Genomic DNA, 24,480 nt, shown 5'->3' with positions numbered 1-24,480 from the left:
AATGTTGAGATTAACAGCCCGCACACGTCAAGCGTGAGACGAAAAGAAAGTTACTCCAACACGGATTTGTCAGTCCGCTTCACGTCCTAAAGCCTGTTGAGCCAAAGCAAGGAATTTCTGCCGAGTCTGGTCGATCTTTCGTTTGTTCAGGCTTGGGAACCACCTGCGAACTGGGATCGCCTGCTTATTTCCGAAACTGTCTATCCAGACCCATCGTCCTGAGCCGTCGGCCAACGTCTGATAGACGATGTTGCCGGGGTTCTGGTTACTGACCAAAACGTTCTCTTTGACCAAAATGTCAAAATGCGCGTTCAAAGAATCCAAGTGATGCGGCTTAAGGCGACGGCTTTGGACCAAACCAATAAGGCTGGGCGATAGCTGTCCGTCAGGCTCGGAAATCCGCTCGTACATGAGCGCCAGACCCAGGTCCGTCTGAACCACACCTCGCACCTCACATACGGGGATAGGAGCAGCGGATTTCTGGTGACGCACCATAAGATCAAACGACTCGTGAAACTCGCGCAGAAATCCTTTGAACGCCGTCGAGCGTCGAAACATCCGATCAAACCAGGTATCCGTCACAAGATGAGCTTCGTCATCTATCGTCTGAGGTTGCGGGATCTTCAGCAGAGTGTCCGGCAGATCAGGGTGTTGATAGACAAATTGCCGATTACCCTGCGCGATGATCTTACGATCTTTCAACGACAACAGATTTTCGATTCGAGTTTTTTCCATTTCGCCTAACTATAGCGGTTTTGCATTGGAACCAATTATCCGCAGGTGGATAGCCCAAAACAAAATGAAAAAGCCGTCCGTATTGGAACGGACGGCTCGTGGTTTCTAACGCCTGAATGCTGATCAAACTCTGTTCTTCAGACGTTACTCTTCGTGGACCAGCTTCCAAGCACCGTTTTCAACAACGCTCACAAACACCGTGTCAGCACCTTGGTGGTCGTCCGGAGAAAACGAGATGTGATTTCCAACCAGTTCGTCGTTGTAGTCGAGTGTCTCCATCGCAGCGATAAAGCTGTCATGAGTCAGATCGGGGCCGGCGGCGTCCAGCGCCTTAACCATCATTTCAGCCGCAGAATAGCCCAACATCGCAAATCCAACGGGGTCTTCGCCTGTTGCAGCCTTATACTCTTCGATGAAGGCTGCAGGGGCCGGTTGATCCGCGCGGGCCCACAAGTCCAGCCATGAGGCGGCGGCATAAAAACCATCCGTCACGCCACCCGGCACCTGGGCAACGACGGTCAGGAAGCTGGCTGATGTTCCCAAGAATTTCATATCCGTTAGACCCATCTTTTTGGCGGTGCCAACCACAGTGATCGCCTGCCGAACCCCAAGGGCCATGGTGACGATGTCGCAGCCTTCATCTCTGAGCTTGCTCAGAGAGCCCACGAAATCCGTCTCATCGGGCTTGTGGGTGGTTTCTGTGCCAAAACCGATCCCAGCCTCTTCGGCACCCGCCTTGCTGCCTTCCAGAATCTCCTCGCCGAAATCGGTGGGCAGATACATGGTGCAGACTGTTTGCGATCCGAATTCGCTGGCCAGATAGTTCACGCCGACACGCGCCTGATCGAAATAGGTGGAAAAGGACGTGAATTTGTTGCGCACTGGTTCTTGCAGCATTTTCTGCGACGACGTCAAAGGCGCGACATTCGGAATGCCCTTGGGATCGAGCAGTTTGAACCCGGCCAGGTTCATCGGCGTACCCAGAGATTGCAACATCGCAAACACCTTGTCGCGGTTCAGCAACTTGTTGTAGCCCTGCATCGCGCGCGGCATCTGATAGCCATTATCCTCAACCACAAAACGGATGGTCCGACCGTGCACACCACCTGCGGCGTTCACGCGGTCGAACACCACATTGGCGCCTTTGGTGGCTGGGACACCAACGGCGGCGAAGATACCGCTCAGATCATTGACCGAGCCGATTACGATCTCATCATCCGTAACACCCTGTGTCTGAGCGCTGGAGAGTGTCGCTACAGCCGTCAAAACTGTGGCAGCGGACAGCCGTTTAATCAGATTCCTCATTATAATCCTCCCTTTGGATAACGTTTTGTCTAATTGTACATGTCTTCAATAAGATGTTCGTGCTTCTTTTCCACAAAGCTGCGCTTGAGCTTCATTGTGGCCGTCAGTTCGTCATCATCTGCCGTCAGCAGAACATCTATCAGGCGGAAATCCTTGATCTGTTCAACCCGTGCGAAATCCTTGTTTGCGGCACCCACTTCGTCTTTGATCTGGTCCCGAACCTCGGCGGAGGCACAAAGAGAGGCAAAATTCGAGAAGGGGACCTTTCGATCCTGCGCAAATTTCTCCACGTTTTCCTGATCAATCATGATTAGTGCAGTCAGGAACTTGCGCTTATCGCCAATTACAACTGCGTCCGAGATAAAGGGGCTGAACTTGAGACGGCTTTCAATCTCGGCCGGGGCGATATTTTTGCCGCCCGCCGTGATGATAAGATCTTTGAGGCGACCCGTAATGGTCACGAAACCGTCTTGGTCGATCTGGCCCATATCACCAGTACGCAACCAACCATCCGCAGTGAAAGTCTCGGCTGTTTTGGCGTTGTTTCGCCAGTAACCCTGAAAGATGTTCAGCCCTTTAAGCTGAATCTCTCCGCCTTCGGAAATACGGACGTCATTAACGGGCACAGCCTTTCCAATGGTTCCGATCCTGTTGTTTCCAAGTGTATTCAATGTTGCCAGGCCCGATGTTTCGGTCATACCAAAACCTTCGACCAGAGGTACACCAATGGCCCAGTACCATTTCAGCAAATCCGCCGAAATCGGGGCGGCGCCGCTTCCACCGCGCCGCATATTGTCCAGCCCCAGCATCCGGCGCAGGTTACGCAGAACCAAACGATCCCAAAACCAGTACTGCGCGGCAACACTGGCCGGGACCGGCTTGCCCGCCAGGATATATTCGGCACGTGCCAGACCCGCCTTTACCGCCATTCCAAAGGCCGCGCGCCCGGTCGAGGTTGCATCCTGGGCCATGATCTGAACCTGAGAATAGATCTTTTCCCAGACACGCGGGACCGCCGTAAACGTCGAAGGAGAAACCTCTTGCAGATTTGCGAAAACAGTCTCGGGGCTTTCGGCAAAGTTGACGACAGATTTCGTTGCCAGCGGGAAATATATGGAAACATCACGCTCGAGGATGTGGCAGAGCGGCAAAAAGCACAGCTGTTCATCTGTTTCCAATGCGGGCAAGGAATGGGCGCCGGCTTCGATTGCGGCCAGGATGTTCTCGTGGCTCAGCATTGCGCCTTTTGGCATGCCGGTCGTGCCCGATGTATAAACCAGAAGAGCGGTATCCTGCGGGGATGCAAGCGCGATTTCGGCGTCAAAGCGGTTCGGCTCTTCACGCTCGGTTTGCTGACCTAGCTCATAAAGATCGCCGATCAACATGCAGCGGTCATGGTCCAGGTCATGCAGACCTTCATCCTCAAGGATGATAACCTTCAAAAGATTGGGAAGATCACCTTCGACCTTAAGGAACTTGTCCAACTGCTCTTCATTTTCGACCACCAGAAAACGGCTGCCACTGTCATTGATCAGATATTTCAGTTGCGCGGCCGAATCCGTCGTATAGATGCCCGAGGCGATCCCCCCGACGCCCTGAATGCCCATATCGAACCAGGCCCATTCTTTTCGGTCCTCGGACAGGATCGAAACAACTTCGCCCCGTTTCAACCCCAGCTTTTGCAAGGCGAGGCCAATCCATTTCGCGTGCTGCCAGTAATCCGCCCAGGAATAGGATTTCCAGATACCGAAATCCTTTTCACGATGCGCCGTACGCGCGCCCAAATCGGCACAACGCTTTTGAAACAGCTGGCCGATGGTTGTGCATTCATCCACATAGACCGGTCGCTGACCGGGGTTTGCGTTGTACTGAACACCATTAATCATGATCTGAGAGGGCAGGGTGCTTATATTCATGCGCTCACCTCCACGTCTTCTTGCGTTTCCAGCGGCGGTTTTCACGCGCACCTTCTTCCTGCACGCCCAGATAGAAGTTCTGGATGTCTTCAGACTGCATCAGCTCATCCGCGGGGCCATCCATGACGATGCGCCCGACCTCCATGACATAGCCGTGATGCGCCAGTTCCAGCGCAGCATTGGCATTCTGTTCAACCAGCATCATCGTCATGTTCTGCTCATCATTCAGGCGCTTCAGGATGCCGAAAATCTCTTGCACAAGCAAAGGGGACAGGCCCAGAGACGGCTCGTCCAGCAACATAATCCTTGGATTTGCCATCAACCCCCTCCCGATTGCCAACATCTGTTGTTGGCCTCCGGATAAGGTCCCCGCCTCTTGATTGCGGCGTTCTTTCAGGATCGGGAAGTATGAAAAAACCAGATCGCGATCATGATCAATTTGTCCCCGGTCCGACGAGGTATAGGCCCCGAGACTCAGGTTCTCATCCACGGTCAAAAGGGGGAATACTTCGCGCCCTTCGGGTACGTGGACGACGCCTTTCTGCACAACTTTATGTGGCTCAGCCCCTTGAATTTCGACCCCGTCAAGGCTGATCTTGCCCTTTTCCGGGTCCATTACGCCGGACACGGTTTTCATCAATGTGGTCTTGCCGGCCCCATTGGCCCCAAGGATCGACACGATTTTACCCGGAGGCACATCCAGCGACACGCCCCGGATTGCCATGATTGGCCCGTAAAAACTTTCGACATTGCGAATGGTCAGGATCGGATCGCTCATGACACTTTCCCTAGATAGGCCTCAACCACTGCCGGGTGTGACTGTACCTGCGCAGGGGTTCCCAGTGCGAGCATTGCCCCATCCGCCATTGCAAGGACCCGATCCGAGACGCCCGAAACCAAAGCCATGTCATGTTCGACCATCAGCACCGTAATCCCCATCTGCCGCCGGATATCGTCTATCCACCAGCGCATATCGGTCGTTTCCTCGACCGACAGCCCCGAGGCCGGTTCATCCAGCAGTAACAACTTGGGATCGGTGGCCAGGGCGCGGGCAACTTCAACCACTTTGCGCACACCGTAAGGCAGGCCGGATATCATCTTGTCGCGATAGGCCTGCAGATCAAGAAAATCTATGATCTCTTCTACCTTTTCACGGTTTTCGATCTCTTGCCGCCGGGCCGACGGCAGGAACAGCACCTCGGATAAAAGTTTTGTCTTGCGGTGCCGATGACGCCCGACCAGCAGGTTCTGCAGAACAGTGGCGTGTTCGAACAGTTCGATATTCTGAAACGTCCGCGCAACACCAAAAGCTGCAACGCCGGACGGTTTCACCTGCAGCAAGTTATGCCCGTCATACCGGATTGAACCCTCTATTGGTTCATAAAAGCGCGAGATCAGATTGAAAACGGTCGATTTACCCGCGCCGTTGGGGCCGACTATGGCAAAAACCTCGCCGTCTTCGACCGAAAAGGACAGGTCGTTCACAGCCGTCACGCCACCAAATTTCAAGGTGACATTCTTAAATTCAAGCAGGCTCATCTCAGACGCTCCGTCTTGAGATAGGATTTCTGACGTTTGAACATGTCCTTGCGATAGAAGGGAAACAGTTCGAACCATGTCCGGATCTTCAGCCAACGTCCATACATCCCCATGGGTTCAAACAGGATAAAGGCGATCAGGATCATGCCGAAGATACCAAATTCCAATCCCGGAATTGCGACGGTGCTGCCCCCGAAAACTGCGCCGACATACTCTTTTGCGATCGACAAAAATTGCGGCAGAAACCCTATGACGACAGCGCCCAGGAATGCCCCGTGGATTGAGCCCAGACCACCGATCACGATCATCATCAGCAACTGAATTGAGATTAGGACACTGAATGTCTCGTTATTGAACGCGCCCGAGAACATCCCCATCAGAGCACCTGCCCAGCCGGTCACGGCGCAGGACAGGGCAAATGAAATCATCTTGGTCTGCGCAATATCAACACCCATCGCCTGGGCCGAGACCTCAGAATCTCGCACGGCGATGAAACTGCGCCCAAGCGGTGCGCGCAGCAGGTTAATATAGCCCAGAGTGACCAGAACCGCGACTGCAAGCACCAGCCAGAAGAATTGGACCGGCGTAGCCCAGCGATCGACCATGAATCCAAATATCTCGACCCCGCCGATATATTTACCGGCGACCCCGCCGGTGATCGGCTCGGCCAGGACAATCACGTCATCCATCAGGATCGACAGGGCCATGGTAAAGATTGCCAGGTAGATACCGTGAAGGCGCAGGGCCGGGATAGCAACGGTCACCCCTGCTATCCCGGTCAGGATACCGGCGATCGGGAAGGCCAGCAGGAATGGCAAGCCTGCCTCAATCAAGATGATATTCGCATAGCACCCAAAGGCCAGAAAAGCCGCATGCCCAAGGCTGACCTGTCCGGTATGGCCGGTCAGTATCATCAACCCAAGACCTGCAATCGCCCAGATCAGAACATTTGTCAGCTCACCCAGATAGAATGCGTCCAACCACCACGGAGCGGCGATCACAACGCCTAGAAGGATCAGGTATAGGCTCAGTTGATACCGGTCTTTCCAAGGCCGGATATCTTGCATGTAACTGGTCTTGAAAATGATCCGCATGGCTTAAACCTTTTTGACCCTAACTTGGCTGAACAGCCCATTGGGGCGAAAGATCAGGACAGCCAACAACAGTGCATAAGGTGCAATCTGACTGTACCCAGCAGCGATATAGCGACTGGCAAACGGTTCGATTACGCCAACGATCAAACCTCCGGCCAATGCTCCAGGTAAACTTCCGAATCCGCCAATGACCGCAGCGGCGAAGGCCTTAATGCCCAGAAGTCCGGTTGCCGGGTCCACGGATCCTTTGGCGGCAAACAAAATGCCTGCGATACCCGCAACCACGCCGGCCAACGCCCAGATGAAACCCTGCACACGTTTTACCGGGATTCCCATATAATAGGCCGCCAACTGATTTTGTGAGGCACCCTGCATTGCAAGCCCAAGCTTGGTACGACTGAAGAACTGGTACAGCCCCCAGGTCAGCAGAACGGTAACGACAATAACCGCCACGTCCTCCATCCCCAGTACAAGGCCACCAAAACGCACTTCTTTTCCGGCCAGTGGATTCTGCAGCGTCTGCGGTTCGTGCCCCCAAATCAGACCAGCGACAAATCGGATTACAAAGCCCAGGGCGATGGTCAGAATGACCACAGCCGTCTGGCTTTCCCCGAAAAGTCGCCGAATGATCAACCGGTCCAGCAAGTACCCCAGCGCGCCCATGATCCCCAACGAGATCGGCAAGGCCAGCCAAAAAGGCAGCCCCATATATTCGGCATTTGTAAGCCCGATGGTAACAAAGGCGCCCAGCATCATGAGGTCACCCTGTGCGAAGTTCACTGCCTCGGTCGCCTTGTAAATCAGAACAAATCCGAGCGCGATCAGCCCATAGACACAGCCATTCGCCAGCCCGCTAATCAGCAGCTGCGCATTATCCAAACTCACCTCCCTATACCGGTTGCTCCGGGTTCATTTAGATCCCGGGCCTCCTCCTTAGCCCGGGGTTTGTACTACTATGGCGTGATAATTACCTTTCCGTCACTCTTTTGCAGTGCATCAACCAGCCCGGACATAACATTTTTTAATGTAAGCTTTTCTGAAACATCTGTTTTCCAACGCCCGTCCGCAAAGCGGGCCTGAACCTCGGCAACGACACGTACCACATCTTCGCGAGGCGTCGCTGTCATCCATTGTGTCAGCCAAAACCCTTCGATTTTCTTACCCATAAAGATGAGCTGTCCCGTCTGCGTTAGTTTGGGCAGTTCAGGGCTGAGCTTGCCATAACACACCCAGCGCGCACCTTTCGGCATCGCACAGAAAATCTGTTCGGAAATCTGGTCGGCGACGGCATCCAGAAAGACCCGAGGTTTAAGCTCTTTGCTAAGCGCTGCGAATTTCTGCAGCATGTCGGGGTCTGATGTTACCAGCACGTCATGAGCGCCCAGCTCTTTCAATGCAGCAACGGTCTCAGCGCGTCTCACGATCGCAATCGGCTTGAGCCCAAGATCGCGACCGAGGCTGCACATAAGCTTGCCCAACTGACTGGTTGCGGCAGATACGATAAAAGCATCTCCGGCCTGACGCGCCAGATCGACCATCGCCATGGCCGTCATCGGGTTCACAATCTGTGCTGACCCGTCGTCATCCGAGATATCCGGGCGCAGTGGAATACACATTTGTGCATCGGTCAGAGCGTACTCGGCCCAGGCACCGGAAAGAGTGGCCATGAATGCCACGCGCTGTCCCTGCAAACCCTCGGCTCCGGCACCGGTGGCGACGACGTCTCCACATCCCTCAAACCCGGCCGGAGATCCCTTTACCCTAGGCTGCCCGTATTCACCCTTGATAAAATGGAGGTCGGACGGATTAACCGATGATGCCCTCAGGCGGATCAGAACCTGACCTGCGCCCGGCTCGGGCACAGGCATTTCCGTTTCGGCCAGCCAATCAGACGCATTTTGGATGTTGGGACCAGTGGCTTTGCCCGAATACCCATGATGTGTTTGAACGATCGCAAACATGGAAGAGGGAAGGGGGGTCATGAGCGTACCTTTTCTGAACGATAGGAAACTGTCGGGTCCTGCTTGACTGCATCAAACCAACAATTTCGAAAATGATGGCCATGATCGACATCAACCGTGGCATATGTGTTCAGATCAGCCAAGCAAATGGCCAAAGGCGCGTCAATCGAACTATTCTTTGACGTAGGGAAAGACCGCCTGTTTCGGCGGTCTTTCTAATTCTTACTGACCAGTCAACAGGGCCTGAAGTTCCTGAATTTTCAGCGCGATTGTTGCAGGTGAGGCTTTGATATCATCGAGAATACCAACCGCTTTTACCTTCAGTTCTTCTGCCAGTGTGCTTTCCTGAACTGAGGCCACCATGGCGTCATAGTCAAAGTTATCAACACTCATAGCGCCGCTCTCAACCCAGGAATTCAGCAGCTCTTGCCCCTGGTTGGTGAGGGCAGCGACCTCTTCTCCAGCCTGATCGGCCAGCTCAGTCGCTGTTTCACCGGCTTGAGTGGCTAGGTCAGACGCGGCTTCGCTGGACTGTTCGACGATTTCAGCCGCCTGTTCCGTAACGGAAGACGCAGCTTCACCAGCCTGTTCGGTAACCGATTCTACGGCTTCAGACACGGCGTTTCCGGTTTCTTCAGCGGCGGCTTGCGGCTGTTCGACCGGAGCGGCAGGTTGATTCAGATAGTAATAGATTGCGGCGCCAACGCCGGCGACGACGACCCCTAGCAAGATTATACGCGACATGGGATTCTCCTTTGAAATATGTGTCGCCGAGATGGGGGGAAACTAGCGGACTGGAAAGGGGAATTCGTGGAACATCCTCTCAGAACAAGGGATTGAGCCAGTGTACGCCGATCTGGGCCGATCCCATGGCAATAACACGCCAACGTTGAACAACCAGTGGCCGAGATGCCATTCTTGTCAACCGACCCACAGGGTCGCACAAATGCCTGTTCAGCAGGGAAGCACAGAAACTAAGAATTCTCGTAGGAACGCGCGCAAAGCGAATAAGGCGACAAAGGCCTGCATTTCAGGTGCTTGAGCTAAATTCCGGAAAGCTGGTTGCCAATCATGCGCTGAATGGCTGATGGCGGAGAGACAGGGATTCGAACCCTGGGTGGGCTTGCACCCACAACGGTTTTCGAGACCGCCCCGTTCGACCACTCCGGCACCTCTCCGCGGGGGTCTGTGAGGGGGGGATTTAGTGATGAACACCCGGGGGTGCAAGCAGAAAGTTTCATAATTTATCAATCCCAGGATTTTCCGTTGCCAGATGCCGCAAAACCCCTAGGCTTCTGTACATGAGACATTTTACGCACCACATCACCACCGCCCTTTCGCTGTTTCTTTTCACAGTATTCATGCTGCCAATCCCGGCATCCGCTGCCGGGCGCGATAGGATCGAGGCATTCTTGACCACGACCGGTTTCGACGTTGCCCTTGAAAGTATTGCTCTGGCCTCGGCCTCGGCACCTCAGATGCTGGGCTTTGACCCCGATGGATTCGGGTCGGACTGGGCGCGGCTGACCGAAGAAGTTTTCGATACCAAAGACATGCATGAAACTGCAGTTTCGATTTTAGAGCAGACGCTCAGCGATCAGGCGCTAAATCACGCGGTAGAATTCTATGCATCAGATCTGGGTCAACGACTGGTCTCTGCTGAAAACGCTTCCCATCTGATCGAGGATGACGAAGCGAAACAACAGCAGGGGCAAGAGATAGTCGCTCAACTTGTCCGCGAAGGCTCTCAACGTGTTGAGAGTCTAAAAAGGATGAACACTGCCATCGACTCAAGCGGTACTTCTTTGCGCGCCCTTCAGGAAATACAAATCCGGTTCCTCCTCGCCGCCAGCGCTTCAGGTGTGATCGAACTGCAGTTGGATGCAGATGAATTGCGCGCAATGATGAAACAGAACGAAACCGGGATGCGACAGGCCTTACAGCTTTCTGCACTTGCCGGTGCTGCTTATACCTATCAGGATTTCTCGGATGCGGATGTCATCACCTATGTCGAGGCGTTGGAACAGCCTTTAATGCAGGAAGTCTACGAACTTTTGAACGCCATTCAGTATGAGATAATGGCTATGAAATTCGAAGTCCTGGCAACCAAAATGGCCGAGCTTCACCCCGCACAGGACATCTGATGCGCATTCTGATCGTTTTTGCCCTGATCTTCTGGGCCACATCATCCGGCGCCGTGGAAAAAGCAGATCGGCTGGCGCAAGCAATGCGTCTGGAGAACCTGATCGAAATCCTCCTGTCCGAAGGCGGAAAGATGAGCCAAGAGATGGACGCCACTTTGTTGGATGGCAACGGTGGCGCTCTGTTCGAAACTCGGGTCGAGGCGATTTATGATCCCGATTGGATGTATGATCAGTTGGTCCAGGGATTCCAGCAAAGCCTGGATGAAGTGCATTTGGAACGCGCCATCGCCTTTTTTGAAAGCGATCTTGGCCAGACCATCGTTTCCCTTGAGAATTCCGCACGGCTTGCTTTTGTTGATCCGGCAATCGAAGACTTGGCAAAACAGGCCTATTTCGAAAACACCAAAGACAGCATGCAGTTCAAACTGGTCGAAGAGTACATACTGGCCAACGACCTGATCAAACAGAACGTGCGGAGCGCTTTGAGCGCGGATTACAACTTTTTCAGGGGGATAAATGACGGCCAGGTTCTCGATGACAGCGACCTTCTGGACAACCTTCTGCTGCAAAAGGACGGGATCGAGCAAGAGACAGAAACCTGGCTGTATTCCTTTCTGTTGATGGCCTATAACCCTTTGAGCAACGCCCAAATGCGCAAGAACATCGCGTTTTCTCGAACGGATACAGGGCAAGCGCTGAACAGCTCACTGTTCGAAAGCTTCGACAGTATGTATGATCAGATCTATTACGATCTGGGAAAGGCGGTAGCGGCTGTCTTACAGGGCTCTGATCTTTAGTCGCCATTTCATGTTGACTTTCCTCTGCAATCTTTGGATAAGCGCCCATCCCGGCCGGATTCTCCGCGCCGGGTATCGTTATTATTGACCCAAGGGGCTGATCCATGGGTCATTCACACAGCCCGAAAAAGGGCGCGCTGTTCGAGGTGGCTGAGGCCGAAAACACCCGCAAGGGGACCACAGAACGCGGGTTAGACAAAGGAAAGACGCATGTTTGCGGTCCTCAAGACTGGCGGCAAGCAGTACAAGGTTCAGGCGGGTGATATCCTCCGCGTTGAAAAATTGGCTGCCGACGCAGGTGAAAAAGTTCAATTCAACGATGTTCTGATGCTGGGCGGTGACGCTCCGGTTGTTGGTGCACCGTTTGTAGATGGTGCAGCCGTTCAGGCCGACGTGATCGAACAGATCAAGGGTGACAAGGTCATCAACTTCGTCAAGCGCCGTCGTAAGCACAGCTCGAAGCGTACCGTTGGCCACCGTCAGAAGCTGACCCTGGTCAAGATCACCGACATCCTGTCGTCGGGCGCTGACAAGTCGGGCATCAAAGCTGCAACCGGTTCTGCACCGGCAGGCGAAGCTGCACCCGCAGCGAAAAAGCCCGCCAAGAAAGCAGAAGCCAAAGCAGAGGCACCCGCCGCTGTTGCTGCTGCAGACGATCTGACCGCGCTGAACGGTGTCGGCCCAGCCGCTGCCAAAAAGCTGAACGAGGCCGGTATCGAGAGCTTTGCCGCTCTGGCCGCCTTGTCGGACGAGCAGATTGCTGCTATCGAAACGGTCAAAGTGAAACCCGAATGGGTTGAGCAGGCCAAAGAGCTTGCTAAAGGCTAAGGAGAGAGAGAATGGCACATAAAAAAGCTGGCGGTTCCTCCCGTAACGGTCGCGACTCAGCTGGTCGCCGCCTTGGCGTGAAACTGTATGGTGGCCAGGCCGCCATTTCAGGCAACATCATCGTGCGTCAGCGCGGCACCAAGTTCTGGCCGGGCGAAGGCGTAGGCATTGGCAAAGATCACACCATCTTTGCAACTGTTGATGGCGCTGTGAAGTTCCACAAAGGCCTCAAAAACCGCACCTTTATTTCGGTCCTGCCAGTGGCGGAGGCCGCAGAGTAAGCCGAAACCCATAAGGTTTGAAAATTCTTGGGGGACCGGCAGAAAATGCCGGTCCCTTTTCTCGTTTTAACGCAGGTTCGATCAAACAGTCCGATGACAGTCGCAACCACCAGTTTCCTGATCTTTGCCGCCAGTCAGGTCGGCACGCCGGGACCGGCCAATATGGTCCTGCTGGGAACCGGTGCGCGTTACGGGTTTCGGGCAGCGCTGCCTTTTGTGGGCGGCGTCATTCTGGGCAAGCAGCTAATCATCTGGCCGGTGGGCTTTGGGTTGCTGCAATTGGCGGATCAGGCGCCGGCGGTGTTTGCTGTTCTGAAATACGCCTCGGCGGCCTATATCATGTGGCTGGCCTGGAAGATCGCCAACACGCGGCTGTCCCGGCAAGAGGCTGATGGCGCAGCGCCAGGGTTTCTGGCTGGATTGATTGTTCATCCGCTCAATCCCAAGGCCTGGGCCATGATCGTTGCGGGGTTCACGGGGTTTGTCGCCGTCGGAACACCAACTTTTGAGGCAACGCTCGCAATCGCGGCTTGTTTGTTGATTTGTCAGGTGATTCTTCATCCAATCTGGACATTTGCCGGAGATAGAATTGCCCACGCGGTTGAAGGTCGGCCGATGGAAAAATATCTGATGTGGACGTTAGCAGGTCTCACTGTTGCGTCTGTACTTTTTGTGTTGTTCGGAGGAGGAACGCACCTATGAAACTTGAGACGATCATAAACCAGCCGGTCATAGAAACCGAGCGGTTCGATCTGCGTCCGTTGCGCCGGTCGGATCTGGGTCTCATCGAACATTATGCCGGAGATGAGCGGGTTGCGCGTATGACGACAAGGATTGCGCACCCTTTGCCGCCCGGCGCGGTTGAGGCCTTTGTGACCCGGTCCATGGCCGAAGACCGCAGCGAGGATGTCTGGGCGATGGACGCGACCAAGGATGGCGGTCCGGAGCTGATAGGCCTGATCTCTTTGGAACGCCTGGATCGCAACCAATCCGAGGTCGGCTATTGGGTGGCTCCTGTCTATTGGAACACCGGGATCGCATCTCTGGCGGTCGAAACACTGGTTGTCGCCAATCCGCTTGAAAACACGTCGATGTTCGCAAGCGTATTTCAGGACAATCCAGCCTCAGCCAGGGTGCTGACGCATTGTGGTTTCGAATACCTGGGTGATGCCGAAATCTATTCGGTGGCGCGTGATGCGAACGTGCCCACTTGGACATACAGTAAAAAACTCTGACTTGTGGCCGGTGGGGCCTTTGCAGTAGGGGACAGTCATGAAATTTCTCGATCTTGCAAAGGTCTACATCCGGTCCGGGGCCGGCGGTGGCGGCTGCGTCAGTTTTCGGCGCGAAAAGTACATTGAATACGGCGGTCCCGATGGCGGGGACGGCGGTAAAGGTGGCTCTGTCTGGGTCGAAGTTGTGGATGGGTTGAATACCCTGATCGACTTTCGCTACCAGCAGCATTTCTTTGCCAAGAACGGTCAGCCTGGCCGAGGGCAGCAGCGCACCGGAAAAGATGGTGATGACATCATTCTGCGCGTCCCGGTCGGCACTGAGATCCTGGATGAAGACGAAGAAACCGTCATCTGCGATCTGACAGAGGTGGGCCAAAGGGTCCTGCTGGCCAAGGGCGGCAATGGCGGTTTTGGCAACCTGCACTTCAAATCGGCCACCAACCAGGCTCCTCGTCGGGCTAATCCGGGTCAGGCAGGTATCGACCGCACGATCTGGCTGCGCTTGAAACTGATTGCCGATGTCGGCCTGTTGGGGATGCCTAATGCCGGGAAATCGACCTTTCTTGCTGCGACATCGAACGCACGCCCCAAAATTGCCGATTACCCCTTTACCACCTTGCACCCCAATTTGGGCGTGGTGGGTGTCGACAATGTGGAATTCGTGGTGGCCGACATCCCCGGTCTGATCGAGGGCGCACATGAAGGACGCGGGATCGGAGACCGCTTTCTGGGCCATGTCGAACGCTGCGCGGTATTGCTGCATTTAGTTGATGGCACCTCGGAAAGTGTGGCCGAAGACTATCGCACGATCATTCACGAGCTTGAAGCCTATGGTGGTGAGTTGGCCGATAAGCCTCGCATCACCGTCTTGAACAAGGTCGACGCCCTGGATGACGAGGAACGCGAACTGGCCAAGACCGAGCTTGAAGAGGCCGTCGGAGGCTCCGTAATGGCAATGTCTGGTGTGGCGCATCTGGGTGTAACCGACGTCCTGCGGGCTTTGCGCGGTCGGATAGACGATGACCGCGTGCGCCAGAAACCCGCCGAGGAGGAACTGCCTTGGCAACCCTGACCGCAGCCAAACGCCTCGTGGTCAAGATCGGATCCGCCTTGCTGGTGGATCGGAACACAGGGTTGCTGCGATCTGATTGGTTACATTCGCTTGCTCAGGACGTCGCATGGCTAAAGGGGCAGGGGACCGACGTCATTCTGGTCTCATCGGGGTCAATCGCATTGGGGCGTGGCGTTTTGGGTCTGCCCCTGGCCACGCTTCCGTTGGAACAGTCGCAAGCCGCCGCCGCTGTCGGGCAAATCCGGCTGGCCCGCGCCTATGAAGAAGCCCTGACGCCTCACAACATTACCACTGCACAAGTGCTCGTCACGCTGGAGGATAGCGCGGATCGTCGCCGCTATCTGAATTCACGCGCCACCTTGGAAACGCTGCTGGGGCTTGGAGTCGTTCCGATTGTCAACGAGAACGATACAGTCGCCACAGATGAGATCCGATATGGCGACAATGATCGTCTGGCCGCTCAGATCGCCGTCACTGTTGGCGCTGATCAGCTGATCCTGCTGTCGGATGTTGATGGCTTCTACTCGGCCAATCCAAATGAGGATGCCTCTGCCAGGCGGTATGACGTCATCGAAAACATCACGCCCGAGATTGAGGCGATGGCGGGTGATGCCGGTTCCGGCCTATCAAAGGGCGGGATGAAGACCAAACTGTTGGCGGGAAAAATGGCCACGGCTGCTGGTTGCGATATGGCGATCACCGAAGGATCCCCTCTGAACCCGTTGAAAACGCTTGAAAACGGCGCGAACTGCACATGGTTCACAGCGACAGTTGACCCGCATGCCGCCCGCAAACGCTGGATTTCCGCGATGAAACCCCGAGGTGAGATCGTTGTGGACGCGGGGGCCGCGCGGGCGCTGAGCAATGGCAAAAGCCTTTTGCCAGCAGGAATAGTCGAAGTATCCGGAGATTTCGGGCGCGGTGATCCTGTTTCGATCATGGACCAACAGGCGCGACGGCTTGCGCAGGGGCTCAGCCGCTATACCGCACAAGAAGCAGACGCTATCAAGGGGCGCAAATCGACCGAAATCGAAGCCACTCTAGGCTATCCTGGCCGCGCGGTGTTGATCCACCGCGATGATCTGGCTGTTTGACAAATTGACTGAAAGGCACCTGAGATGAAGGATTTCGACAGCATCCCCGACCTGATGACCGATCTTGGGAAACGCGCCAAGGCCGCCGCTGCCGAGCTGGCATTTGCAAGCGCCGAGCGTAAACATGCTGCCCTGATTGGGGCCGCCGAGGCTGTTTGGGCCAATCGTGAACAGATCATTGCGGCCAATAAGAAAGATATGGAATTCGGGCGCGACAAAGGGTTGAGCCCGGCGATGATGGATCGCCTGATGCTGGATGAGACCCGCATTCAGGGCATGGTCGACGGGCTGCGCGCCGTTGCAGAGCAGGCCGATCCTGTTGGTGAGGTTCTGACCGAATGGGACATGCCCTCGGGGTTGAACATCCAGCGTGTGCGGACACCTTTGGGGGTTATCGGCGTGATTTATGAGAGCCGCCCAAATGTTACGGCGGATGCGGGAGCGTTGTGCCTGAAGTCCGGGAACGCGGTCATCCTGCGCGGTGGATCAGAAGGCTTTCATTCCTCGTCAGCCATCCACGCGTGTTTGGTTCAGGGCTTGAAATCGGCGAACCTGCCCGAGGATGCCGTTCAGCTTATCCCAACCCGCGACCGGGCGGCGGTTCAGGAACTGCTGACCATGACCGATTATGTCGACGTAATCGTTCCCCGTGGGGGCAAAGGGCTGGTCGGGCTAGTCCAGCGCGAGGCCCGGGTCCCGGTATTTGCCCATCTGGAAGGCATTGTGCATATCTATATCGACAAGGCCGCTGACCCCCAAAAGACGCTGGAGGTGGTTTTGAACGCCAAAACCCGTCGTACCGGAATCTGCGGTGCTGCCGAATGTCTGCTGATCCATCAGGATATCGCTGAAACGCTGGGACGGGATGTCATATCGGCGCTGATGGCCGCAGGTGTCGAAGTGCACGCCGAAGGTACTTTGGCCGTTGATGGCACTATTGCGGCCACTTCTGATGATTGGGGCAAAGAGTTTCTGGATAGTATCATCGCGGCCAAGCCGGTGACTGATATCGACGCCGCCATTGCTCATATCCGCAGGTTTGGGTCGAACCATACCGATTGCATCATGACCGAGGATCCCGCTGCAGCTGCCCGGTTCTTTGAACGGCTTGATAGCGCGATCCTGATGCATAACGCCTCAACCCAATTCGCCGATGGCGGTGAGTTTGGCATGGGGGCCGAGATTGGCATCGCCACCGGAAAGATGCACGCGCGCGGCCCCGTAGGTGCGGCTCAACTGACCAGTTTTCAGTATCTGGTGCGCGGTTCAGGGACTGTTCGGTCTTAGAACCGGATTTCGACGCGAGTTGAGGCCGTATCGGTCGCGACCCGCCGTCCCATCGACGATGCGGATTCAGGCAGCAGCGCAAATTGAACCTGCGCCGGGGTGACCTTGTTGGTAAACCGTCCGCTGGGCAGGTTCTTCCATAGCTCGGCTTCCAGCTTCATTTTGTCCGCGGTCCCTGTCACAGACCAGTTCTTCCCATCGTTTACGATCGTTACATCCCCGCCAAATGGCATCGCGCTTTCGCAGCACATCAACGCCAGAAAGGCCAGTTTCACCTGATTACGCGGTACCGCTTCGGTCAGGTTCCAGTTGACGCGAACACGACCTGCGCGTTCGACATCATTCAACAGCTCTAAAACCTCGGCCCGCCCAAGGGGATGATCGCTGGCCGACCCAAAAGCGACCCTGAAAAAGCGGATGCGTGCGCCGGCGCTGCCGACACTTCCCGCGATCAGTTCCATCTCGGGGCCTTGCACCGCGCCAACCATTTCAAGCAGCTCCAAGCCGTTGGTGATCGCCCCGATCGGGCTGATCAGATCGTGGCAGATCCGCGAGCCGATCAGTTCGGCCAGGTTGACGTCCAAGTCGCTCATGCGTACCTCCTGCTGTATCTGCCGCCGGACCGGAGCCCCTTGATGACAGATCTGAATGCCATTCTCGCACCGGGCATGTATGTCCGCCACCCCGATTTCCCCGATTGGGGCATTGGACAGGTACAATCCAACATCGCAGGTAAGATCACCGTAAACTTCCGCGAGCAGGGAAAAGTGGTAATCGACGGGACACGCATCGCCCTGATGCCGGTCTTTGATCCGTGAAACTGGTTTAAGAAAGGTTAACGTTTGATCGAAGCGCTCTATGTTGCCATTCCCCTGAAACCTGCGGTATCAGCGCGGAAACAATACGGAACCTCTGATGCCGGACGCAGGCCCTTCTTTCACCGTCAAACTCGCCGAAAATGACACCGAATTGCGGGCTGCACAGCGGTTACGCTATGACGTGTTCATACGTGAACTGGGCGGCGGTGGGGAAATGGTCGACCACGATGCCGGGCTGGAGCGTGACAGGTTCGATCCCTATTTCGATCACATGTTGGCGGTTGACGATCAATCTGGCAAAGTTGTTGGCGTTTACAGGCTGTTACCAGGTGATCGTGCTTCTGAAATCGGACAGTTCTATTCCGAAGATGAATACGATCTTTCCATCTTGAAACAAGGCGGACGCAAGCTGTTGGAGTTGGGACGTTCATGTCTACATCCCGATTATCGCGGCGGCACAGCAATGTATCACCTGTGGAACGGGTTGGCCGCCTATGTTGCCGAGCGCGAGATCGAGGTCTTGTTCGGCGTCGCCAGTTTCCACGGCACCGATCCTCAAGCTCTGGCTCAGCCTTTGTCCATGTTACATCACAATCACCTTGCGCCTCCGGACCTTCGGGTTCGGGCTCAGCCCGAAGTGTTCCAGCCCATGGATATGCTGGATAGCGATAAACTGGATCGGCGCGCAGCGATGGTGCAGGTTCCAGCACTGATAAAAGCATACCTGCGTCTCGGCGGGTTTGTGGGCGAGGGTGCCTTTATCGACCATATGTTCAATACCACCGATGTTTGCCTTATCCTCGACACGGCGCGGATGAATGAGCGACAACGGCGCATCTATGGTGGAGCGTAACGTGATGAGTGACGCCTCATGGCACAGTGAAGACGCACCTGACCCAATCAATCTGGGGGTCTGCGGATGGCTATTGGTCTTCCTTCGGGGTTTACCACTTGCTGTATTTGTATTCAGCGGGCTGATTGTCCTGCTGATCCTTCGCATGATCGAGCGCCCGCTCTATGGGGTTCACCGTCCGGTCACGCCCTTCATCACGCAGTTCGTATGCCGTAATGCGTTCCGGATTCTCGGGATTAGCTACCGTACAACCGGCGAGCTTATGACCCAGCGTGGTGCGGTTGTTGCGAACCATTCCTCGTGGCTTGATATTTTTGCGCTGAATGCCCGTAAAAGAATCTATTTTGTCTCGAAGGCCGAGGTAGCCAAATGGCCCGGTATAGGCTGGCTGGCGCGAGCGACAGGTACTGTTTTCATCGAGCGCGACCGCAAGAAGGCACGCGAACAGACACTTCTGTTTCAGGAGCGCCTGACAGCCGGTCACAAGCTGCTGTTTTTTCCAGAGGGTACGTCGACCGACGGTCTACGGATTTTACCATTTAAAACAACACTTTTTGCGGCATTCTTCACCGAAGATCTACGCGATTTCATGTATGTTCAACCGGTGTCGGTCGTTTACCATGCACCTAAGGGTGAGCCTGACCGGTTTTATGGCTGGTGGGGTGACATGGATTTTGCACCGCATCTGTTAAAGACTTTGGGAGCACGTCGCCAAGGTGGCGTAGAGCTAATTTATCATTCGCCAGCCAAGGTCAGCGACTTTGAGAACCGAAAGGCCCTGGCCGCCTATTGCGAAGATACCGTGCGTCAGGCGCACAGCCTTGCGCGGCTTGAAAAATAGGGCGATTGGCCCTTGCACTGCCTGAAAACCTGCCGTATACGCGCGCCATTCAAACCCGCAGGCGGGGTTTGGGCTTTATAGGGGAGACATCCTTATCTGGCCCGCCGGTTGGAGCATCCGCTTCTTTCACCCCCGCCGAGGCGTAAACCGGAAAAAGGAAATAAAGCATGGCTCTTCCCGAGTTCTCCATGCGTCAGCTGTTGGAAGCTGGCGTTCACTTTGGTCACCAGACACAGCGTTGGAATCCCCGCATGGGCCCGTTTATCTACGGCTCGCGCAATGGCATCCACATCATGGACCTGACCCAGACCGTTCCGATGCTGGACCAGGCTCTGCAGGCTGTTCGTGACACTGTTGCCAAGGGCGGCCGCATTCTGTTCGTAGGCACCAAGCGTCAGGCCGCAGGCCCAATCGCCGAAGCAGCTGAAAAGTCAGCCCAGTACTACATGAACCACCGTTGGCTGGGCGGCACGCTGACCAACTGGAAAACCGTTTCCCAGTCGATCAACCGTCTGAACCAGATTGACGAAGCCATGGAATCGGGCGCCGAAGGCCTGACCAAGAAAGAGCGTCTGGGCATGGAACGTGACCAGGGCAAACTGCAGGCTTCGTTGGGCGGTATCCGCGAAATGGGCGGCGTCCCGGACCTGCTGTTCGTCATCGACGTCAAAAAAGAAGCACTGGCCATCGCCGAAGCCAACAAGCTGGGTATCCCGGTCGTGGCAGTTGTCGACACCAACTGCTCGCCCGATGGTGTCGATTACATCATCCCTGGCAACGATGACGCAGCCCGCGCGATCTCGCTGTACTGCGATCTGGCAGCACGTGCCGCTCTGGACGGCATGACCGCTCAGATGGGTGCAGCAGGCGTTGATCTTGGCGCATTCGAAGAAGCACCGGTTGAAGAAGTCGTTGCGGAAGAAGCACCCGCAGCAGCAGAGACACCTGCCGAAGCGTAAGCTGCCCGTCACGTAAATGACATCTGGGGCAGGGTATGACCTGCCCCAATTCCGTTTGAATTGAGGAGGGCCAAAAGATGGCAATCACAGCAGCAATGGTAAAAGAACTGCGCGACACCACTGGCGCAGGCATGATGGACGCGAAAAAAGCGCTGACCGAAACCGGCGGCAACATGGACGAAGCCGTTGATTGGCTGCGCACCAAAGGCTTGGCCAAAGCGGCCAAGAAATCGGGTCGTACCGCGGCGGAAGGTCTGGTTGCCGTTCACGTAAACGGCAACAATGGTGTTGCAGTTGAAGTGAACTCGGAAACCGACTTCGTCGGGAAAAACGCCGAATTCCAGGAAATGGTTGGTAAGATCGCATATGCCGCAGAAGGCGTCGACAATGTCGAATCTCTGCTGGCAGCTGATCTGGGTGGCAAAACCGTTGCGGAAACGCTGACCGACAAGATCGCCACCATCGGTGAGAACATGTCGGTGCGCCGTATGTCCAAACTGTCGGGCGACACTGTTGTATCTTACGTCCATAACGCAGCCACTAACGGCATGGGCAAGATCGGCGTTCTGGTCGCTCTGACCGGCGGTGACGAAGCCATCGGCAAGCAGATTGCGATGCATATCGCAGCTGTGAACCCAGCAGCTCTGTCCGAGGCAGACATGGACCCGGCGATCGTCGAGAAAGAAAAGCAGGTCCAGATGGACATCGCGCGCGAATCCGGCAAGCCGGAGCAGGTCATCGAAAAGATGATCGTTGGTCGCATGAAGAAGTTCGTCGCTGAATCGACCCTGTTGAACCAGCAGTTCGTTGTAAACCCTGACCTGACCGTTGAGGCCGCCGCCAAAGAAGCAGGCGCGACCGTCACCGGATTCGTGCGTCTGGAAGTTGGCGAAGGCATCGTTGTCGAAAAAGAAGACTTTGCCGCTGAAGTTGCAAAAGCAGTTCAGGGCTAAGCATCACAGGCCCTGAACAGGGCCTGTGTATCAATCTGAGAAACCGGGTACGCCATGCGTATCCGGTTTTTCTTTGCCCTTAGTGTAGAAATGATGCCAAGAAACGAAAAAGGACGCCGAAAGCGTCCACAAGTTAAACCTAGTTTAAATGAGGGGCCCCGCAAAGATGGGGATGGACGAGGCCCCCCAAAATTCCGACAAAGAGACGCGGACAAATAGGCGCCCTATTGTCAGAGCGATCGGAGAGCTTTGTTATTGCAAAGATCCGACCAAATGTTCCCAGGCTAAAGCCACCACTCACGGAACAATACCACTTTGCAACTTTAGCGTTAGATTCGGAAAGTCATGTTTTCCTTACCCTAGGTAAATTGACGCATATTCGCGTCACTCCCTGAGTCAAACCCCAACGATGAACATCTGATTTTGAAGAGATGCTTTCAAAACTGCCTGCGCCGTTGTCTCGACCACGAGGGCCTCGCGCGCCAGACGCAGATGCTTTTCGACAGTGGCCGAAGTCAGCCCCATCAGAATCGCAATGTCCTGAGTTGTTTTGCCGTCGCCGACCCACTCAAGCGCCTCACGCTGACGTTTTGTCAGGGCACGATTTGGTGCGTTATAGGGCAGGGTGAGGATTTTCAGATGAGCAACGTTGTTCATCAGAAGAATATCCTGGCCAAATTCCTCCCAGACAGCATCCACATCGTCTTGTGTACGCGATCCATGCGCTGAAAGCGAAATTGCCCCTTTTGACCGAACCGAAACCGAGTCGAAACTGACCGTATAGCCGGCGACGACACCTTTGGTTTTGTTGAACTCGATGACGTCTCGCTCTTTTGCGGTCAGGGTGCCATCAGTCATCAGATCCTGGGCGATCCTCCAGCTTGCGGCCCCTTCATTATGCAAAGCCCATTTCAGCATTGGAGCATGGAAATACAACCCGCCTCCCAGAAACCCATCCAGGTAATCTTTGCTGTGATTGGTCAGGATTACAAAATCCTCGGGATCCCCCAGCGACGTTTCGGTGCGATATCGCGTATATCCGTACAGCAAACGATCGAACCCATATTCTGCCATTTGCCGGCAATGGGCATCCCAGAGCTCTTCCAGGGTTTTGGTATAGCTGAGGAAATTCAGATACTCAGAAAGCTTCATAGCGATCATTCACCCTGTAAATGGAACCGCAACGCATCCAGCGCCAGCACATATCCCTGCGGACCCAATCCGCAAATCATGCCTACAGCCACACGTGAGATATAGGATCGGTGTCGAAACTCCTCACGCGCGTGGATATTGGACAAATGAACCTCGATGACCGGCAGCTCAACCGAGGCGATTGCGTCCATCAGGGCAATCGAGCTGTGCGTATAGGCACCTGCGTTCAAAACAATGCCGTCCTGCACACCTTTGGCGGCATGAATGGCATCAATCAACGCGCCTTCGTGGTTGGATTGGAAATGAATCACTTCCATCCCGATAGACTTACCGTGTTCGAGGCACATATCCTCGACCATTTGCAGCGTTGTGCTTCCGTAAACCTCGGGCTGTCGCGTGCCCAGCAGATTGAGGTTCGGACCATTCAGAATAAGAGCTTTATGCATTGTTATACTGTCCCCATAACAAGGTTCTTAAACGTGAACAGGTAGAGATGTCCACCGAACCTGGATCATGCGTCAGAACCGCGGCCATTAGGACACGAGGCTATGCCATGGTCACGACAATCTTCCCAAGGGCCTTTCGGCTGGCCAAAAGCTCTAGCGCTTCTTGCGCTTGGTCCAGAGGGAACTGCGCGCTGATCTGTGGTTTGATCTGACCTTTGGCATATAACCCGAACAAATCTTTCATGTTTTTGCCATGTCCCTTCGGGTCGCGAAACACCGAGGCGCCCCAGAAAACACCAACAATTTGACAACCCTTAAGCAGAGGGAGGTTCAATGGTATCTGAGGGATTCCGGCTGGGAAACCGACGACCAGGAATCGCCCCTTCCACCCCAAGCTGCGCAGCGCTGGCTCTGAATAGGCACCGCCAACGGCATCGTAGACGACATCAATGCCCTGACTACCGGCTAAGGCCTTGATGTCCGATCCAAAGGCCTTTTGCGCCTGTTTGTCCATGTCGCGCGCGTAAATGATCGTTTCGTCCGCCCCGATCTGACGACAGAAATCTGCTTTGTCCTGCGATGAGACTGCCGCAATAACCCTAGCCCCCATGGCATTGGCTAGCTCAATCGCAGCCGTACCAACTCCGCCTGCGGCACCCAGAATCAGGACCGTTTCCCTTTGTTGCAGCGCAGCGCGGTCCTTCAGTGCGTGATATGAGGTGCCATAGGTGAAGATAAAGCTCGCCGCGTCCTCAAATGGCATTGAGCTCGGGAATTTAACAGCTGTCGCCGCTTTGACCGCCAGATGTGTGGCAAAACCTCCGTGTCCGGTCAGGGCCAGCACACGGTCGCCAACGTTAAAGCCCGAAACACCTTCGCCCAACCCGATAACCTCGCCAGCGATCTCACCTCCGGGGGCAAACGGTCTTGGTGGCTTTATCTGATACAGGTCGCGTATCATCAGTGTATCCGGGAAATTAACGCCTGCGGCCCGCACGCGAACAAGCAATTCGCCCTTGCCCGGCGACGGATCGGGCAGGGTGGTCAGTTCCAATGTCTCCGGCCCGCCCGGAGCGACGCTGAGTAAGGCTTGCATGTTTACGCTAATGTCCCTGTTATTCGGTAAGGAGGAACTTTTGGCCTACTGTTCTGAGTTGTCAAGAAACCACC

Annotated in this window: 27 protein-coding genes and 1 tRNA gene; 14 read left to right on the top strand and 14 right to left on the bottom strand. The window is 55.1% G+C overall.

What is annotated here, in order from left to right:
- Positions 1 to 69 precede the first annotated feature (69 nt).
- The 10 genes from AC2FH0_RS03445 to AC2FH0_RS03400 form a co-directional block, all read right to left on the bottom strand.
- Positions 70 to 735, bottom strand: coding sequence for a YrbL family protein (locus AC2FH0_RS03445; RefSeq protein ID WP_496691251.1), 666 nt, complete (start codon positions 733 to 735; stop codon positions 70 to 72).
- 144 nt (positions 736 to 879) lie between these two features.
- The gene (locus tag AC2FH0_RS03440; RefSeq protein ID WP_281994628.1) at positions 880 to 2,040 is read right to left on the bottom strand and encodes an ABC transporter substrate-binding protein; all 1,161 of its coding nucleotides are present in this window, start codon (positions 2,038 to 2,040) and stop codon (positions 880 to 882) included.
- Between the two features lie 29 nt (positions 2,041 to 2,069).
- Positions 2,070 to 3,956, bottom strand: a complete 1,887-nt coding sequence (locus AC2FH0_RS03435; protein ID WP_496788583.1) for an AMP-dependent synthetase/ligase — start codon at positions 3,954 to 3,956, stop codon at positions 2,070 to 2,072.
- A 4-nt stretch (positions 3,957 to 3,960) separates the two neighbouring features.
- Positions 3,961 to 4,734, bottom strand: coding sequence for an ABC transporter ATP-binding protein (locus AC2FH0_RS03430; RefSeq protein ID WP_496788582.1), 774 nt, complete (start codon positions 4,732 to 4,734; stop codon positions 3,961 to 3,963).
- The gene (locus AC2FH0_RS03425) at positions 4,731 to 5,495 is read right to left on the bottom strand and encodes an ABC transporter ATP-binding protein (RefSeq protein ID WP_271947084.1); all 765 of its coding nucleotides are present in this window, start codon (positions 5,493 to 5,495) and stop codon (positions 4,731 to 4,733) included. Before AC2FH0_RS03425 ends, AC2FH0_RS03430 begins: the two co-directional genes overlap by 4 nt.
- Positions 5,492 to 6,589: a branched-chain amino acid ABC transporter permease gene (locus tag AC2FH0_RS03420; RefSeq protein WP_142633851.1), complete on the bottom strand. Its 1,098-nt coding sequence runs from the start codon at positions 6,587 to 6,589 to the stop codon at positions 5,492 to 5,494. Before AC2FH0_RS03420 ends, AC2FH0_RS03425 begins: the two co-directional genes overlap by 4 nt.
- Positions 6,590 to 6,592: 3 nt before the next feature.
- Positions 6,593 to 7,468: a branched-chain amino acid ABC transporter permease gene (locus AC2FH0_RS03415; protein WP_281994624.1), complete on the bottom strand. Its 876-nt coding sequence runs from the start codon at positions 7,466 to 7,468 to the stop codon at positions 6,593 to 6,595.
- A 74-nt stretch (positions 7,469 to 7,542) separates the two neighbouring features.
- Complete coding sequence (locus AC2FH0_RS03410) at positions 7,543 to 8,571, bottom strand: zinc-binding dehydrogenase (protein ID WP_496708447.1); 1,029 nt, start codon at positions 8,569 to 8,571, stop codon at positions 7,543 to 7,545.
- 201 nt (positions 8,572 to 8,772) lie between these two features.
- Positions 8,773 to 9,294 carry a hypothetical protein gene (locus AC2FH0_RS03405; protein WP_281972111.1) on the bottom strand — a complete coding sequence of 174 codons (522 nt, stop codon included), beginning with the start codon at positions 9,292 to 9,294 and terminating at the stop codon, positions 8,773 to 8,775.
- A gap of 344 nt (positions 9,295 to 9,638) precedes the next feature.
- Positions 9,639 to 9,728 (bottom strand) — tRNA-Ser (locus tag AC2FH0_RS03400).
- 183 nt (positions 9,729 to 9,911) lie between these two features.
- Here AC2FH0_RS03400 and AC2FH0_RS03395 point away from each other — a divergent pair.
- The 9 genes from AC2FH0_RS03395 (at position 9,912) to AC2FH0_RS03355 (ending at position 17,288) form a co-directional block, all read left to right on the top strand.
- Positions 9,912 to 10,694, top strand: coding sequence for a DUF2059 domain-containing protein (locus AC2FH0_RS03395; RefSeq protein WP_282021541.1), 783 nt, complete (start codon positions 9,912 to 9,914; stop codon positions 10,692 to 10,694).
- The gene (locus AC2FH0_RS03390; RefSeq protein ID WP_496704615.1) at positions 10,694 to 11,491 is read left to right on the top strand and encodes a DUF2059 domain-containing protein; all 798 of its coding nucleotides are present in this window, start codon (positions 10,694 to 10,696) and stop codon (positions 11,489 to 11,491) included. Before AC2FH0_RS03395 ends, AC2FH0_RS03390 begins: the two co-directional genes overlap by 1 nt.
- Before the next feature lie 210 nt (positions 11,492 to 11,701).
- Entirely contained in the window at positions 11,702 to 12,319 is a 618-nt protein-coding gene (locus AC2FH0_RS03385; RefSeq protein ID WP_271947092.1) for a 50S ribosomal protein L21, read from the top strand.
- 11 nt (positions 12,320 to 12,330) lie between these two features.
- Positions 12,331 to 12,600, top strand: a complete 270-nt coding sequence (gene rpmA, locus AC2FH0_RS03380) for a 50S ribosomal protein L27 (protein WP_120635433.1) — start codon at positions 12,331 to 12,333, stop codon at positions 12,598 to 12,600.
- 93 nt (positions 12,601 to 12,693) lie between these two features.
- Positions 12,694 to 13,302: a LysE family translocator gene (locus tag AC2FH0_RS03375; protein ID WP_496688076.1), complete on the top strand. Its 609-nt coding sequence runs from the start codon at positions 12,694 to 12,696 to the stop codon at positions 13,300 to 13,302.
- Entirely contained in the window at positions 13,299 to 13,835 is a 537-nt protein-coding gene (locus AC2FH0_RS03370; RefSeq protein ID WP_496700295.1) for a GNAT family N-acetyltransferase, read from the top strand. The genes AC2FH0_RS03375 and AC2FH0_RS03370 overlap by 4 nt, the downstream gene beginning before the upstream one ends.
- A gap of 37 nt (positions 13,836 to 13,872) precedes the next feature.
- Positions 13,873 to 14,907, top strand: coding sequence for a GTPase ObgE (gene obgE, locus AC2FH0_RS03365; RefSeq protein ID WP_496691244.1), 1,035 nt, complete (start codon positions 13,873 to 13,875; stop codon positions 14,905 to 14,907).
- On the top strand, positions 14,895 to 16,001 hold the full coding sequence (gene proB, locus AC2FH0_RS03360; RefSeq protein WP_496788581.1) for a glutamate 5-kinase: 1,107 nt from the start codon (positions 14,895 to 14,897) through the stop codon (positions 15,999 to 16,001). The genes obgE and proB overlap by 13 nt, the downstream gene beginning before the upstream one ends.
- A 24-nt stretch (positions 16,002 to 16,025) precedes the next feature.
- Entirely contained in the window at positions 16,026 to 17,288 is a 1,263-nt protein-coding gene (locus AC2FH0_RS03355; protein ID WP_496788579.1) for a glutamate-5-semialdehyde dehydrogenase, read from the top strand.
- On the opposite strand, the gene AC2FH0_RS03350 is transcribed toward AC2FH0_RS03355, so the two are convergent.
- On the bottom strand, positions 17,285 to 17,881 hold the full coding sequence (locus AC2FH0_RS03350; protein WP_496691241.1) for a histidine phosphotransferase family protein: 597 nt from the start codon (positions 17,879 to 17,881) through the stop codon (positions 17,285 to 17,287). The two genes, AC2FH0_RS03355 and AC2FH0_RS03350, sit on opposite strands and share 4 nt — an antisense overlap.
- Before the next feature lie 42 nt (positions 17,882 to 17,923).
- Between AC2FH0_RS03350 and AC2FH0_RS03345 the strand changes: the two genes are divergently transcribed.
- The 5 genes from AC2FH0_RS03345 (at position 17,924) to tsf (ending at position 21,712) form a co-directional block, all read left to right on the top strand.
- Positions 17,924 to 18,106 (top strand): DUF3553 domain-containing protein, encoded by a 183-nt coding sequence (locus AC2FH0_RS03345; protein WP_271947102.1) that lies wholly within the window; start codon positions 17,924 to 17,926, stop codon positions 18,104 to 18,106.
- A 97-nt stretch (positions 18,107 to 18,203) separates the two neighbouring features.
- A complete protein-coding gene (olsB, locus tag AC2FH0_RS03340) occupies positions 18,204 to 18,959 on the top strand; it encodes an L-ornithine N(alpha)-acyltransferase (RefSeq protein WP_496688091.1) in 756 nt (251 codons plus the stop codon).
- Positions 18,960 to 18,963: 4 nt separating this feature from the next.
- Positions 18,964 to 19,800, top strand: a complete 837-nt coding sequence (gene olsA / locus AC2FH0_RS03335; RefSeq protein WP_271948058.1) for a lyso-ornithine lipid O-acyltransferase — start codon at positions 18,964 to 18,966, stop codon at positions 19,798 to 19,800.
- A gap of 167 nt (positions 19,801 to 19,967) precedes the next feature.
- Positions 19,968 to 20,759: a 30S ribosomal protein S2 gene (gene rpsB / locus AC2FH0_RS03330; protein ID WP_142633821.1), complete on the top strand. Its 792-nt coding sequence runs from the start codon at positions 19,968 to 19,970 to the stop codon at positions 20,757 to 20,759.
- Positions 20,760 to 20,836: 77 nt separating this feature from the next.
- On the top strand, positions 20,837 to 21,712 hold the full coding sequence (tsf, locus tag AC2FH0_RS03325) for a translation elongation factor Ts (protein WP_496788578.1): 876 nt from the start codon (positions 20,837 to 20,839) through the stop codon (positions 21,710 to 21,712).
- Between the two features lie 396 nt (positions 21,713 to 22,108).
- Here the strand turns inward: tsf and AC2FH0_RS03320 are convergent, their stop codons facing one another.
- The 3 genes from AC2FH0_RS03320 to AC2FH0_RS03310 form a co-directional block, all read right to left on the bottom strand.
- A complete protein-coding gene (locus AC2FH0_RS03320) occupies positions 22,109 to 22,864 on the bottom strand; it encodes a LuxR family transcriptional regulator (protein WP_142633818.1) in 756 nt (251 codons plus the stop codon).
- Positions 22,865 to 22,869: 5 nt separating this feature from the next.
- Positions 22,870 to 23,310: a type II 3-dehydroquinate dehydratase gene (aroQ, locus tag AC2FH0_RS03315; RefSeq protein ID WP_496700298.1), complete on the bottom strand. Its 441-nt coding sequence runs from the start codon at positions 23,308 to 23,310 to the stop codon at positions 22,870 to 22,872.
- Positions 23,311 to 23,410: 100 nt separating this feature from the next.
- Complete coding sequence (locus AC2FH0_RS03310) at positions 23,411 to 24,406, bottom strand: NADPH:quinone oxidoreductase family protein (RefSeq protein ID WP_271947110.1); 996 nt, start codon at positions 24,404 to 24,406, stop codon at positions 23,411 to 23,413.
- Positions 24,407 to 24,480: the final 74 nt, after the last annotated feature.

Source organism: Ruegeria sp. CDSC051 (assembly GCF_059610665.1).
Note: the sequence above shows the minus strand (reverse complement) of the source record. Positions and strands in the feature narration are given on the sequence as shown.